The sequence below is a fragment of the Nocardioides sp. genome, from assembly GCF_036493135.1.
Classification (GTDB): Bacteria; Actinomycetota; Actinomycetes; order Propionibacteriales; family Nocardioidaceae; genus Nocardioides.
Genome location: NZ_DASXQG010000028.1, coordinates 55,922 through 69,269, shown reverse-complemented (window position 1 = coordinate 69,269; position 13,348 = coordinate 55,922). Strand labels below are relative to the sequence as shown.

The following is a 13,348-nucleotide window of genomic DNA, read 5'->3' as shown; positions in this document are numbered from 1 at the left end:
TCTCCGGCCTGCTGCGACCCGACGAGGTCGAGGACCTCACGGGCATCGAGCTCCCCGCCCACGAGGACTACGACACCATCGCGGGGCTCGTGCTCCAGTCCCTCGGCCGCGTCCCGCAGCGCGGTGACGTCGCCGAGGTCCCGGTCCCCGACCGCTCCGATCCCGATCAGCCCGAGCGCCAGCAGCTCGCGGTGCTCACCGTCGAGCACATGGACGGACTGCGCATCGACCGGCTCTCCCTGCGCCTCCTCGACGGGACCACGGGGGAGCGGGACGGCGGTGAGGGCCCATGAGCACCACGACGTCGGTCCTGCTCGCGCTCTTCCTCCTCCTGGGCAACGCGTTCTTCGTGGCCGCCGAGTTCGCCTTGGTCTCGGCGCGCCGTACCCAGATCGAGCCACGCGCCGAGGAAGGCTCGCGCCTGGCCCGCACCACCCTTCGCGCGATGGAGAACATGTCGCTTGTCATCGGCGTGAACCAGCTCGGCATCACGGTCTGCTCGCTGGTGCTCGGCGCCGTCGCCGAGCCGACCGCGGCCAAGCTCCTCGACCCGGTGCTGCAGGCCCTGAACACGCCGGAGTCGCTGCGCCACCCGATCGCGTTCGCCGTCGGGCTCGCGGCAGTCGTCTATCTGCACGTCGTCCTCGGAGAGATGATCCCGAAGAACATCGCGCTCGCCGGACCGGACCGGGCCGCGCTCGTGCTCGGTACGCCGATCTGGGCGATCGTGTCGGTCACCCGACCCGTCATCGTCGGCATCAACGCCCTCGCCTCGGGCGTGCTGCGGCTGGTGGGTGTCCGTCTCATGGACGAGGTCAGTTCGACGTACACCCGAGAAGAAGTGGCCGCCCTGGTCGAGGAGTCTCGTGGCGAGGGGTTGCTCGAGGACGGCGAGTACGACCGGCTCTCGGGTGCGCTCGGGTTCACCGAGAAGACGGTGGAGACCGTGCTGATGCGTCCGGACACCCTCCAGACCGTGCGCCGAGGATCGACCGGCGCGGACGTCGAGGCGCTGTGCGCCACGACCGGTTTCAGCCGGTTCCCGGTGGTCGGGAACGACGACGAGCTCGTCGGCTACCTCCATATCAAGGACGTGCTCGAGACCGACGAGGCCCGGCGCCACCGCCCGATCGAGGACAAGTGGATCCGGCCCTTCGCACCGGTCCGCTGCGACGACCTGCTCCACGAGACCCTGGAGAAGCTCCAGCGGCGGGGGGCCCACATGGCTCGCGTCGTCGACGCTGAGGGCGGGACGCTGGGGGTCGCGACCCTCGAGGACGTGATCGAGGAGCTGGTCGGCGAGATCCGAGACACCGCCCATCTCGAGGTGCCTGCCGCGGCGGCGAACGACGAGAGCGGCACCGACCAGCCCCCAGGCGCCGCCGGATAGGGTGTGTCCGGCGGTTTGACGATCCTGGGCGGGGAAGGTGCAGACGGCAGTGGCGGATGAGGCGACACGCGACGACGCGCGCGTGTGGACCGTCCCCAACGCGCTCAGCATCCTGAGGCTGCTCGGTCTGCCCCTGTTCCTCTGGCTGGTGCTCGGGCCCGAGGCGGACGGGTGGGCGCTCGCCGTACTGATGGCGTCCGGTGTGACCGACTACCTCGACGGCTACCTCGCGCGCCGGCTCAACCAGACCTCGAAGCTCGGCGAGGTGCTCGACCCGGTGGCCGACCGGCTGTACATCCTGGCCGTCGTGATCGGGCTGGCGATCCGCGACGTGGTGCCGTGGTGGTTCGCGGTCATCCTGCCGCTGCGCGACGTCCTGCTGTGGGGCCTGGTGCCGATCCTGCGCACCCGTGGCTACAGCGCGCTCCCGGTGCACTTCCTCGGCAAGGCCGCGACGTTCAACCTGCTCTACGCGTTCCCGCTGCTCCTGCTCGGTGACGGCACCAGTGCCGCGGCCACGCTGGCCAAGGTCTTCGGCTGGGCGTTCGCCGGGTGGGGGATCGGCCTGTACTGGTGGGCCGGGGTCCTCTACGCCTACCAGGTCTACAAGCTGGTGAAGACCACCGAACGACGGGTGGTGGCCCATGGCTGAGGCGCCCACCCTTCCTCGGTCGGGCACCCCCGACGGCGAGCGGCCCCTGCCTGAGCACGTCACCGAGCCGCTCCTCGCCCTGATCACCCAGCGGTCCCTCGACGCCGACTACGAGCACGTCGCCGCGCGACGACGAGCGCTCGGACATGACGTGGACACCCACCCGGTCCCACGGCGTACGGCGGGCCTGGTGCTGCTCGTCTTCGGGCTCCTGGTGACCGTCGCCGCCGTACAGACCAGCCGTAACGCCTCCGCCAACCACGCGAGCCGCGAGAGCCTGATCGAGCAGATCGACCTCCGTCGTCAGGACGTCAGCCAGCTCCAGCAGCAGCTGGACCGCGAGCAGTCACAGGTGCGCTCCATCCAGACCGAGCTGAACGGCGTCGCCACCGAGCGGCGGGCCACCCAGGCGCGGCTCGAACGGCTGCAGGTCCGCACCGGCTTCGGCGCCGTCAGCGGTCCGGGCGTGCAGGTGAGCGTGAACAGCGCGCCGGGCAGCGCGGGCTCCGAGCTCGTGCGCGACTCCGACCTCACCTTGCTGACCGACGCGCTGTGGGCCGCCGGCGCCGAGGCGATCAGCGTCAACGGCCAGCGGCTCACGGTGCTCAGCGCGTTCCGCAACGTGGGCATCGGGATCCTGGTGAACTCGCAGCCGATCAATCCGCCGTACCTGTTCAGCGTGGTGGGCAACCCGGACACCCTGCCCGCCAACCTGCTCTCCAGCTCGGTGGGGGAGAAGTGGTACTCGCTCAAGGACAGCCTCGGGTTCCGGTTCGACGTCCACAACGGTGGGACGATGTCTCTGCCGGCTGCCCCGGAGCAGCGGCTACGGTCGGCGGAGGTCGCCACTCCGAACACCGGTCACACACGCACGCAAGGGGACAGCGCTCCATGATCGCGGCACTCGGACTCCTCGTCGGAGTCGTTCTCGGGCTGATCTTCACCCCGGACGTCCCGGTTGGCCTCGACCCGTACCTGCCGATCGCCGTGGTCGCTGCGCTCGATGCGGTCTTCGGCGCCCTGCGCGCCTATCTGGAGGGCATCTTCGACGACAAGGTGTTCGTCGTCTCCTTCTTCTCCAACGTCGTGATCGCCGCCGCGATCGTCTACCTCGGCGACAAGCTGGGCGTCGGAGGACAGCTGTCGACCGGTGTCATCGTCGTGCTCGGGATCCGGATCTTCTCCAACGTCGCACAGATCCGGCGGTACGTGTTCCATGCCTGAGAACCCCGAGTCCCAGCACGATCCGGACCGCGGCGGCGCGCGCACGCCGTCCGAGGCTCGGGGGAGCGCCGACGAGGTCGGCCTGCAACGGCTCCGCGCGGCGCTGTTCCGGCCGTCGCGGGCCCAGCTGGTCGTCGGCGTCCTCCTCGCCGTGCTCGGCTTCGCGGCGATCACCCAGGTGCGCACCAACAACACCAACAACAGCTACGCCGGGTACCGCGAGCAGGACCTGGTCGACGTCCTGTCCGCACTGGCCGGGACCTCACAGCACGCCCAGAACGAGATCGACGGGCTCGAGTCGACCCGGCGCCAGCTCGAGCAGAACCGGCAGGCGCAGAGCGCCGCGCTCGCGGCCGCGGCCAAGCAGGCCCAGGAGCTCAGCATCCTCGCCGGCTCGGTGCCGGTGACAGGGCCGGGCATCCGGCTGACCGTGACCGAGGGCCCGCGCCCCGTCGACGTCGATTCCGTGCTGGACGCCATCGAGGAGCTGCGGTCGGCCGGCGCCGAGGCCATGCAGGTGAACGGCGAGGTGCGGCTGGTGGCCCAGAGCGCGGTCGAGTCGGCACCGGGCGGGCTCCGGATCGACGGGACGCTGGTGACCTCGCCGTACGTCTTCGACGTGATCGGGGACCCGCACACGCTCAGCGGTGCCCTCAACCTGGTGGACGGACCGATCGCCCAGTTCAAGGACGCGGACGCCGCGGTGAACCTCGTTGAGCGCGACTCCCTCGACATCACCTCCGTGCGCCAGCCGACCGCGCCACAGTTCGCGCAGTCCCAGTGAGTGGGTAACCTGCCGACCAGCAACCAGCCCGGCCGACGCCCCGCGTCGACAGCAAGGAGAGCCGTGTACCCCGACGACCTGAAGTACACCCAGGAGCACGAGTGGGTCCGTTCGCCCGGCGAGGCCGAGGGGTCGCTGCGGGTCGGCATCACCCACTACGCCCAGGACCAGCTGGGCGACATCGTCTACGTCTCGCTGCCCGCTGTGGGGGACGCCGTCACGGCCGGTGCGGCCTGCGGTGAGCTGGAGTCGACGAAGTCGGTCAGCGACGTCTATGCGCCCGTCGACGGTGAGGTCGTCGCGGTCAACGAGAGCCTCGACGCGACCCCCGAGCTGGTGAACAGCGACCCGTACGGCGGCGGCTGGCTCTACGAGCTGGTGCCGTCTGACGCGGGCGCGGTCGACGGCCTGCTGGACGCTGCGACGTACCAGCAGAGCCTGGGTGAATGATCGGGGCGAGTGACCTCGGTGGCGTGGCTCCTCCTGATAAGTTCGAAGGAACCATCAACCTCAGCCCTTCCCTGAGGGTTGGACAGGAGAAGATCACCGATGGCGTACTGCACCAACTGCGGCAGCGCGAACCCGGACGACGCGCGCTTCTGCGCGCAGTGCGGCAGCCGCTTGGTGAGCGACGAGGAGCCTCCGACGTCACTGCCGGTCGGTGACTCGACGGCCACGATCAGCATCGCCGGCAGCGTCCCCGCCGGCGCCGAGCGCTCCGACGTCTCCTCCGACCGACAGCTCAACCCGGTGGACGCGGCGGCCGTGGACGCGCTGCCCGTGGGCTCGGCGCTGCTCGTCGTCCAGCGTGGTCCTGGTGCCGGCAGTCGCTTCCTGCTCGACAAGGACGTGACGACGGCCGGCCGCCATGCGGACAGCGAGATCTTCCTGGACGACGTGACCGTCTCTCGGCGCCATGCGACGTTCACGCGGGAAGCCGGCACCTTCACCGTTGCGGACTCGGGCAGCCTCAACGGCACCTACGTCAACCGCGACCGCATCGACTCCGTCGTCCTCAAGGACACCGACGAGGTGCAGATCGGCAAGTACCGGCTGGTCTTCTTCCAGGGTCACGAGAGCTCGTGACCGACGCTCTCGGCGCTGCGGCCACCGGCGCGCGAGTCCGGCTGAACATCGGAGAGGTGCTCGACCTCCTGCGGCCCGACTTCCCAGGTGTGACGATCCCGAAGATCCGCTTCCTCGAGGACAAGGGGTTGGTCAAGCCCGAACGCACGCCCGCCGGGTACCGGAAGTTCTCCGCCCAGGACGTCGACCGCCTGCGCTACGTGCTCCGCATGCAGCGCGACCACTACCTTCCGCTGCGGGTCATCGGCGAGCACCTCGACGCCATCGACCGGGGGATGAAGCCACCCCCGATCGAGCCGGTCGTGCCCACCGTGCCGACCGTCGCGCTCGCGGCCGACGGGCTGCCGTCAGCCGAGTCGTTCAGCCGCCGCGACCACCTGCGGCTGTCCCGCAAGGAGCTGCTCAAGATCGCCGAGATCTCCGAGGACCTGCTGACCCAGCTCGAGCAGTTCGGGCTCGTCACGCCCCGCCTCGGCACCGGGCACTACGACACCGACGCGCTGGTCATCGCGACCACCGCACGCGAGCTCGCGGCGTACGGTCTCGAGCCGCGCCACCTGCGGGCGTTCAAGACCGCGGCGGACCGCGAGGTGGGCCTGGTCGAGCAGGTCGTCGCCCCGCAGAAGGGCGGCAAGGACGCCTCGGCGCGGGGCCGCGCGGAGGAGACCGTCAGCGAGCTCGCCGCCCTGTCCGTACGCCTGCACGCGACCCTGGTGAAGACCGGGCTGCGCGGCCGCTGACCTCCGTCGGACGCACGTCGTTCTGGGGTCCTCCGGGCGCTCAGGTGGCGTCGAGGCCGGGAGTAGTGTGGACGGCATGCGCGAGGTCGACGTCCTGGGTGTCCGGGTCGAGATGCCGTCGAACAGCCCGATCGTGCTGCTGCGCGAGGTCGAGGGGCAGCGATACCTCCCGATCTGGATCGGGGCGGTCGAGGCGACCGCCATCGCATTCGCCCAGCAGGGCGTGGTGCCCCCGCGTCCGCTGACCCACGACCTGCTCAAGGACGTCCTGGAGTCGACCGGCAACGAGCTCTCCGAGGTGCGCATCACCGAGGTGAAGGACGGCATGTTCTTCGCGATCCTGGTGCTCGCCTCGGGCGTCGAGGTCAGCGCCCGGCCGTCGGACTCGATCGCGCTGGCGCTGCGCACCGGCAGCCGGATCCTGTGTGCGGACGAGGTGCTGGCCGAGGCCGGGCTGGACGCGCCGGCCGAGCAGGAGGACGAGGTGGAGCGGTTCCGCGAGTTCCTCGACCAGGTCTCCCCGGAGGACTTCGAGAGCCGCTGACGTCCATGGGGCCGAGGGATCCCTCAACCTCAACCTGAGGTTGAGGGTTGCGACACGCCGGGTTCCTCTTTGACGGGGGTGCGGCGCGGGCTTACCTTGAACTGTCCTCGTTGTAACTCCACCGATGTGGCTAGCGCCGTGCGGTTTCCCCGGAGTCACGGCACACGAGGTAGTCCACGGAGGTCGTAGTGAACGACAACGAGCAGCACCGGACTCACGCCCCGGGCGAGGAGACCGACGCGACCCGGGCGGCCGAGGCCGCCGAGGAGCAGGGTCTGCTCTTTGCCGACGACGTCTCGCCGTTGCCCAGCGACACCGGGTATCGAGGTCCTACGGCGTGCAACGCCGCCGGCATCACCTACCGCCAGCTCGACTACTGGGCCCGCACCGGTCTGGTCGAGCCGTCCGTGCGCAGCGCCACCGGATCCGGTTCCCAGCGGCTCTACTCCTTCCGCGACATCCTCATCCTCAAGGTCATCAAGCGGCTCCTGGACGCCGGCATCTCGCTCCAGCAGATCCGTACCGCCGTCCAGCACCTTCGCGCCCGCGGCACCGACGATCTGACCCGGGTGACCCTGATGAGCGACGGTGCCTCGGTCTATGAGTGCACCAGCAACGACGAGGTCATCGACCTGCTCCAGGGCGGTCAGGGTGTCTTCGGGATCGCCATCGGTGGGGTCTGGCGCGAGATCGAGGGCACCCTCTCCGAGCTTCCGAGCGAGCGGACGGCCGAGGACGACGCCACCGCGCACACGAACGACGAGCTCGCCGCCCGCCGCGCGCGCAGGCTCGGCTAGGCACTCACACTCCGCGGCAGCCGCAGGCCTGAGCCTGCGGCTGTCGTGTTCGGGAACCAGCAGCGTGTCTCCCCTTCCGCAGCGCTGCGGTGTGGGGTTCATCCATGCAGACGGGTTAGAGTGGGCGGGCTGACGATCCCGCACGGGAGAGTCTTCGCCCGGGTTCACACCCGGGACCGGAGCGCCGAAGGGGCAACCCCTCCCCGGAACCTCTCAGGCGCCAGGACCGTGCGGGTCAGGCAACTCTGGAGGACCGGTTCCGGCGCGACAGAGGGGGAGGCGAATCTGACGATCCAGTCGAGGAGCCACCCGTGAGCCAACAGCCCGTCTTCGCCGACCGACACCTCGGACCGCGTCCCGACGACATCGCCCGGATGCTCGACCGCGTCGGCTTCAAGTCGCTCGAGGACCTGATGTCCGCGGCCGTCCCGGCGGGGATCGCCTCGCGCACCCTCGACCTCCCCGACCCCCTCTCGGAGTACGACGCAGCGCGCGAGCTACGCCGGCTGGCCGCCCTGAACCGGCCGGCCGAGTCGATGATCGGTCTCGGCTACCACGCGACGATCACGCCGCCGGTGATCCGGCGCAACGTCCTCGAGGACCCGAGCTGGTACACGGCGTACACGCCCTACCAGCCCGAGATCTCCCAGGGCCGCCTCGAGGCGCTCCTCAACTTCCAGACGGTGATCGGTGACCTGACCGGGCTGCCCACCGCCAACGCCAGCCTGCTCGACGAGGGCACCGCGGCCGCGGAGGCGATGACGCTGGCCCGTCGCGCGAGGCGCGGCCTCTCCGGTCCGTTCGTGATCGACGACGACGCCCTGCCCCAGACCATCGAGGTCGTCCGCACCCGGGCCGGGGCGATGGGGATCGACGTGCTCGTTGCCGACCTCACCGAGGGCCTGCCCGAGGGCGACGTCTCCGGTGTGCTGGTCCAGTATCCCGGCGCGTCCGGCCGCATCCTCGACCCGCGCCCTCTCATCGACGCCGTGCACGAGCGCGGCGCCCTGGCCGTGGTCGCCGCCGATCTGCTTGCGCTCACGTTGCTCGAGGCGCCCGGTCACCTCGGTGCGGACGTCGTGGTCGGTTCGTCGCAGCGGTTCGGTGTGCCGATGTTCTACGGCGGCCCGCACGCCGGCTACATGTCGGTCGCGGCCGGCCTCGAGCGCCACCTGCCGGGGCGACTGGTCGGTGTGTCGGTCGACGCCGAGGGCCGACCGGCGTACCGCCTCGCGCTGCAGACCCGCGAGCAGCACATCCGCCGCGACAAGGCGACCTCCAACATCTGTACCGCCCAGGTGCTCCTGGCGGTCGTCGCGTCGATGTACGCCGTCTACCACGGCCCCGAGGGGCTGAAGGCGATCGCCGAGCGGATCAACGCGCATGCCCGTCAGCTCGGGGCCCTGTTACGGCGCGGTGGGGTCGAGGTCGTCCACGACCGGTTCTTCGACACGGTGCTCGCGCGGGTGCCGGGACGCGCTGCCGAGGTCGTGGCTGCCGCTCGCGAGCAGGGGGTCCACGTCCGCCACGTCGACGACGACCACGTCGGGCTCAGCGTGGGGGAGACCTACGACCCCCGCTCGCTCAGCGCCGTGCTGCGGGCGTTCGACGCGCTCCCCGCGGAGTCGACCTTCTCGACGTCCAGCGGCGACACGATCCCGGGAGAGCTGGCGCGCACCACGTCGTACCTGACCCACGAGGTGTTCTCCAGCCACCACAGCGAGACCCAGATGCTGCGCTACCTGCGGCGGCTCTCGGCCCGCGACTACGCCCTCGACCGCGGGATGATCCCGCTCGGCTCCTGCACGATGAAGCTCAACGCGACCACCGAGATGGAGCCGGTCTCGATGCCCGGCTTCGCCGACCTGCACCCGTTCGTCCCGGCCGCGGACGCGGAGGGCTACCGCGAGCTGATCGACCAGCTCGAGTCGATGCTGGCCGAGGCGACCGGCTACGACCGGGTCTCGGTCCAGCCGAACGCCGGGTCGCAGGGAGAGCTGGCCGGCCTGCTGGCCATCCGTGGCTACCACCTGGCGAATGGCGAGAGTGAGCGCGACGTCTGCCTGATCCCGTCCAGCGCCCACGGCACGAACGCCGCGTCGGCGGTGATGGCCGGGATGCGGGTGGTCGTCGTACAGGCGGCCGAGGACGGCTCGGTCGACCTCGACGACCTACGTCGCTTGTGCGAGGAGCACCGCGACCGGCTGGCGGCGCTCATGGTCACCTATCCGTCGACGCATGGCGCCTACGAGGAGACCATCACCGACCTCTGCGCGATGGTGCACGAGGCCGGCGGCCAGGTGTACGTCGACGGGGCCAACCTCAACGCGCTCCTCGGCTATGCGCGGCCGGGTGACTTCGGCGGCGACGTCTCCCACCTCAACCTGCACAAGACCTTCTGCATCCCGCACGGCGGGGGCGGTCCCGGGGTCGGCCCCGTGGCAGTGCGGGCGCACCTCGCGCCATACCTGCCGACCCACCGACAGCACCCGGACGCCGAGCGGCGCGAGGGGACCGGCGCAATCAGCGCCGCGCCGTACGGCTCGGCCGGCATCCTGCCCATCTCGTGGGCCTACATCCGGATGATGGGCGCGGAGGGACTACGCCGGGCGACCGCGACCGCGGTGCTGTCCGCCAACTACGTCGCGGCCCGGCTCGACGAGGCCTTCCCGGTGCTCTACAAGGGCCACGGCGGGCTCGTCGCCCACGAGTGCATCCTCGACCTGCGCGGGATCACCAAGTCCTCCGGCGTGACCGTCGACGACGTCGCCAAGCGGCTCGTCGACTACGGGTTCCACGCGCCGACGATGTCGTTCCCCGTCGCGGGGACGTTGATGGTCGAGCCGACGGAGTCGGAGGACCTGGGGGAGATCGACCGCTTCTGCGACGCCATGCTGGCGATCCGCGCCGAGATCGAGCAGGTCGAAAGAGGGGAGTGGAGCGCCGACAAGTCACCACTCCGCGGAGCGCCGCACACCACGCGCGCCATCGTCGGTGACTGGGACCGGGCCTACCCGCGCGAGGTCGCGGCGTTCCCGACCGGCCCCGACCCCGACAAGTACTGGCCGCCGGTCGCCCGCATCGACCAGGCGTACGGCGACCGCCACCTGGTCTGCTCGTGCCCGCCGCCCGAGGCGTTCGCCGAGCCCACCGACGAGCTCCCTTGAGCGCCGTCGCGGACACCACAGCCCACCGGCTCCAGCGGCTCGTGGCCGAGCGGCAGGTCGCCGGACACCTTCCGTCCCTCGTCGCCGGTGTCGTCCGTGACGGCGAGCTCGCGTGGTGCGGTGCATACGGCGACGTCCCGCCCGACCCGGACGACGTCCAGTACCGGATCGGCTCGATCACCAAGACCTTCACCGCGGTCCTCGTGCTCCAGCTCGTGCGCGACGGACGGCTGGATCTCGACGACCCGGCCTCGCGGGTCCTCGGCGAGGTCGGCTACGGCGACCGATCGCTGCGACGACTGCTCTCGCACGCGTCGGGCATGCAGGCCGAGCCGGCCGGCTCTTGGTGGGAGCGCTCCGCCGGTGTCAGCTGGGACCAGCTCGTCGCGGCCAACGACGGGTCGGGCGTCTTCCCAGAAGGTCAGCAGTACCACTACTCCAACCTGGGCTTCGCCCTCCTCGGCGAGGTGGCCGCGCGCCTGCACGGCACCACCTGGTTCGAGGCGGTCCGCGACCGGATCCTCGAGCCGCTCGGTCTACGGCGCACGTCGTACCTGCCCGAGCCCCCGGCGGCCCAGGGCCTCAGCGTCGACCCGTACGCCGGCACGCTCACCCCCGAGCCGGCCACCGACACCGAGGCGATGGCGCCGGCGGGCCAGCTGTGGTCCACCATCGGTGACCTCGCGCGCTACGCCGCCTTCCTGTGCGGGGGACATCCCGACGTCCTCGACCTCTCCTGGCTCGAGCTGGCCGCGCAGCCGCAGTCCGGCGACCGGAACGACCATCTCGAGTACGCCTACGGGCTCGGCTTCCAGCTCCAGCGCGGTGGCTCGGGGTCCTTGGTGGGGCACACCGGCTCGATGCCGGGCTTCCTGGCAGCCTGTCTCGTCGACCGGTCACGTCGCACGGGCGCTGTCCTGCTCACCAACGCCACGACGGGACTCGGCCCCGGCGGTCTGGCCGGCGCGCTGCTCGAGGAGCTGGAGGCCGGCGAACCCTCCCTGCCGACGCCCTGGACGCCGACGCGCACGGTGCCGGCGACGGTCGCCGGCGTGCTCGGTGTCTGGCACTGGGGGAACACGATGTGCGTGATCTCGCTCGAGGGCGGCGAGCTCGTGCTGCGTGAGGGCGGAGATGTCTGGTGCCGGTTCGAGCTGCGACCCGCCGAGATCGTCGGAACCTCCGGGTACCTCGCCGGCGAGACCCTGCACGTCCTACGACGCGACGACGGGACTGTGAGCCACCTGGAGTGCGCCACCTTCGTGCTCACGCGCACGCCGTACGACCCCCAGGCGCCGATCCCGGGCGGCGTGCCCGGCTCGCAGGAATGACCCGCTGAGCTGTTCCGCTGTTCAGCCGAGACGGCCATACTCGGCACGTGCGCGCCCTCCGCCTCGTCGCCCCGCTCCTGATCACGATCTCGCTGACGGCCGGCGTACTGCTCGCAGCGCCGGTGTCGGCCGACTCGACGACGGTCACACCTGCGTTGACGCCGACCGTGCAGGTGTCGGTGATGACGCAGAACATCTTCTACGGCGGTGACGACTACGACCTGTCCACCGGCGACTTCTGCCCGGTGGCGAACGGGTGCCCGCGCGCCCTGCACCGGCTCGCGCACATCATCGAGGTGAGCGGTGCGGACGTCGTCGGCGTGCAAGAGGCTGAGGACAACACCCGACGCCTCGCACACCTCCTCGGCTGGCACGCCAGCCCGCAGGCCCACGTGATCTCTCGGTTCCCGATCCTCGACCCGCCACACAGCCACGGCATCTTCACCTACGTCGAGCCGGTGCCGGGTCGGGTGATCGCCGTGGCGAACACGCACCTGCCGTCGACGCCGTACGGGCCGTACCGCGTGCGCGCCGGGTGGTCGAAACACCGCGTGCTGCACCTCGAGCGCACCCTGAGACTCCGTGCTCTCGCTCCGGTGCTGAAGCGTCTGCCGCGACTCGCGGCGCGCGGCATCCCGGTGTTCCTGACCGGCGACTTCAACAGCCCGTCGTACCTCGACTGGACGAAGGCGGTGGCGCAGGCCCGGCCGAAGGTGCGGTACGCCGTGCGCTGGCCGGCCAGCAAGGCGCTGGCGGATGCGGGATTCCACGACTCCTACCGCGATGCCCACCCCGACCCGCTGGCCGACCCGGGCTTCACGTGGTCTCCCGGTGGTCCCGAGACGCAGAAGCACGACTTCTTCGACCGGATCGACTGGGTGCTCCACGCGGGTCCCGCCACGACGGTGTCGAGCCTGCTGGTGGGGGAGCGGGGCAACCCGCAGGTCGACCTGGCGTTCAAGAACCCGTACCCGACGGATCACCGCGGCGTGGTCTCGACGTTCGACGTGACGGCTGCACCCGCTCCCGTCCTGGTCGCTCCGAACCACCGCCGCGTGATCACCGGGCCGCCCAGCCTGCGCGTGCGGTTCCACGCGAACGGCACGGCGGGGGAGGTGGTGGGGCTCAGGCGAGCCGGCAAGCCGCGCCAGCTGCTCCGCCAGGCCAACGCGAGGGGCCGGCGCGACGGGCTCGTCCGGATCAGGACCGCCCACCTGCGGCCGGGACGGTACGACGTGGTGCTCCGCGACAGCGCGACCGGCCGCACCGAAACCACCGCTCCGATCTGGGTGTACCGACCGGGCAGCCGACCGCAGGTCACGACCGACCGCAGGACCTACCGGGTCGGAAGCCCGATCCGGGTCAGCTGGACCCGGGCGCCCGGCAACAACCTCGACTGGGTCAGCTTCTTCCGGTGCCGCCTCAGGTGCGACGGCCCGGGCGGCTACCTGGCCTATCGGTACACCGACACGGCTGTCGTGGGCTCGGTGACCTTCGGGAGGGACAACTACCTGAACTATGGCTCCGTCAGGTCTCTGGCTCCCGGCCAGTACGTCGCGCGCCTGCTCACCGACGACGGCTACCACGCGATCGGGGTGTCCTCGCGCTTCCGTATCGTCCGCCGCTGAGCCGC

Annotated in this window: 14 protein-coding genes and 1 riboswitch; all 14 genes read left to right on the top strand. The window is 70.8% G+C overall.

What is annotated here, in order from left to right; translation table 11 throughout:
* Positions 1–293: transporter associated domain-containing protein (locus VGJ24_RS04780; RefSeq protein WP_331499354.1), on the top strand; the 293-nt coding region annotated here is incomplete at its 5' end.
* Positions 290–1,390, top strand: a complete 1,101-nt coding sequence (locus VGJ24_RS04775; protein ID WP_331499353.1) for a hemolysin family protein — start codon at positions 290–292, stop codon at positions 1,388–1,390. The genes VGJ24_RS04780 and VGJ24_RS04775, both read left to right, overlap by 4 nt.
* Positions 1,391–1,439: 49 nt before the next feature.
* Positions 1,440–2,042 (top strand): CDP-alcohol phosphatidyltransferase family protein, encoded by a 603-nt coding sequence (locus tag VGJ24_RS04770; protein ID WP_331499356.1) that lies wholly within the window; start codon positions 1,440–1,442, stop codon positions 2,040–2,042.
* On the top strand, positions 2,035–2,937 hold the full coding sequence (locus VGJ24_RS04765) for a DUF881 domain-containing protein (protein ID WP_331499352.1): 903 nt from the start codon (positions 2,035–2,037) through the stop codon (positions 2,935–2,937). Before VGJ24_RS04770 ends, VGJ24_RS04765 begins: the two co-directional genes overlap by 8 nt.
* On the top strand, positions 2,934–3,266 hold the full coding sequence (locus VGJ24_RS04760) for a small basic family protein (RefSeq protein WP_331499351.1): 333 nt from the start codon (positions 2,934–2,936) through the stop codon (positions 3,264–3,266). The genes VGJ24_RS04765 and VGJ24_RS04760 overlap by 4 nt, the downstream gene beginning before the upstream one ends.
* Positions 3,259–4,050, top strand: a complete 792-nt coding sequence (locus VGJ24_RS04755; protein WP_331499350.1) for a DUF881 domain-containing protein — start codon at positions 3,259–3,261, stop codon at positions 4,048–4,050. The genes VGJ24_RS04760 and VGJ24_RS04755 overlap by 8 nt, the downstream gene beginning before the upstream one ends.
* A 63-nt stretch (positions 4,051–4,113) precedes the next feature.
* Positions 4,114–4,500 (top strand): glycine cleavage system protein GcvH, encoded by a 387-nt coding sequence (gene gcvH, locus VGJ24_RS04750; protein WP_331499349.1) that lies wholly within the window; start codon positions 4,114–4,116, stop codon positions 4,498–4,500.
* A gap of 99 nt (positions 4,501–4,599) precedes the next feature.
* The gene (locus tag VGJ24_RS04745) at positions 4,600–5,136 is read left to right on the top strand and encodes an FHA domain-containing protein (protein WP_331499348.1); all 537 of its coding nucleotides are present in this window, start codon (positions 4,600–4,602) and stop codon (positions 5,134–5,136) included.
* Entirely contained in the window at positions 5,133–5,876 is a 744-nt protein-coding gene (locus VGJ24_RS04740) for a MerR family transcriptional regulator (protein WP_331499347.1), read from the top strand. The genes VGJ24_RS04745 and VGJ24_RS04740 overlap by 4 nt, the downstream gene beginning before the upstream one ends.
* Positions 5,877–5,952: 76 nt before the next feature.
* Positions 5,953–6,420 (top strand): bifunctional nuclease family protein, encoded by a 468-nt coding sequence (locus tag VGJ24_RS04735; protein WP_331499346.1) that lies wholly within the window; start codon positions 5,953–5,955, stop codon positions 6,418–6,420.
* 188 nt (positions 6,421–6,608) lie between these two features.
* The gene (locus tag VGJ24_RS04730; protein ID WP_331499345.1) at positions 6,609–7,217 is read left to right on the top strand and encodes a MerR family transcriptional regulator; all 609 of its coding nucleotides are present in this window, start codon (positions 6,609–6,611) and stop codon (positions 7,215–7,217) included.
* Positions 7,218–7,350: 133 nt separating this feature from the next.
* Positions 7,351–7,456: riboswitch (glycine riboswitch) on the top strand.
* Between the two features lie 72 nt (positions 7,457–7,528).
* Positions 7,529–10,384, top strand: coding sequence for an aminomethyl-transferring glycine dehydrogenase (gcvP, locus tag VGJ24_RS04725; RefSeq protein ID WP_331499344.1), 2,856 nt, complete (start codon positions 7,529–7,531; stop codon positions 10,382–10,384).
* Complete coding sequence (locus VGJ24_RS04720; RefSeq protein WP_331499343.1) at positions 10,381–11,715, top strand: serine hydrolase domain-containing protein; 1,335 nt, start codon at positions 10,381–10,383, stop codon at positions 11,713–11,715. Before gcvP ends, VGJ24_RS04720 begins: the two co-directional genes overlap by 4 nt.
* Positions 11,716–11,762: 47 nt before the next feature.
* Complete coding sequence (locus tag VGJ24_RS04715; protein ID WP_331499342.1) at positions 11,763–13,343, top strand: endonuclease/exonuclease/phosphatase family protein; 1,581 nt, start codon at positions 11,763–11,765, stop codon at positions 13,341–13,343.
* Positions 13,344–13,348: the final 5 nt, after the last annotated feature.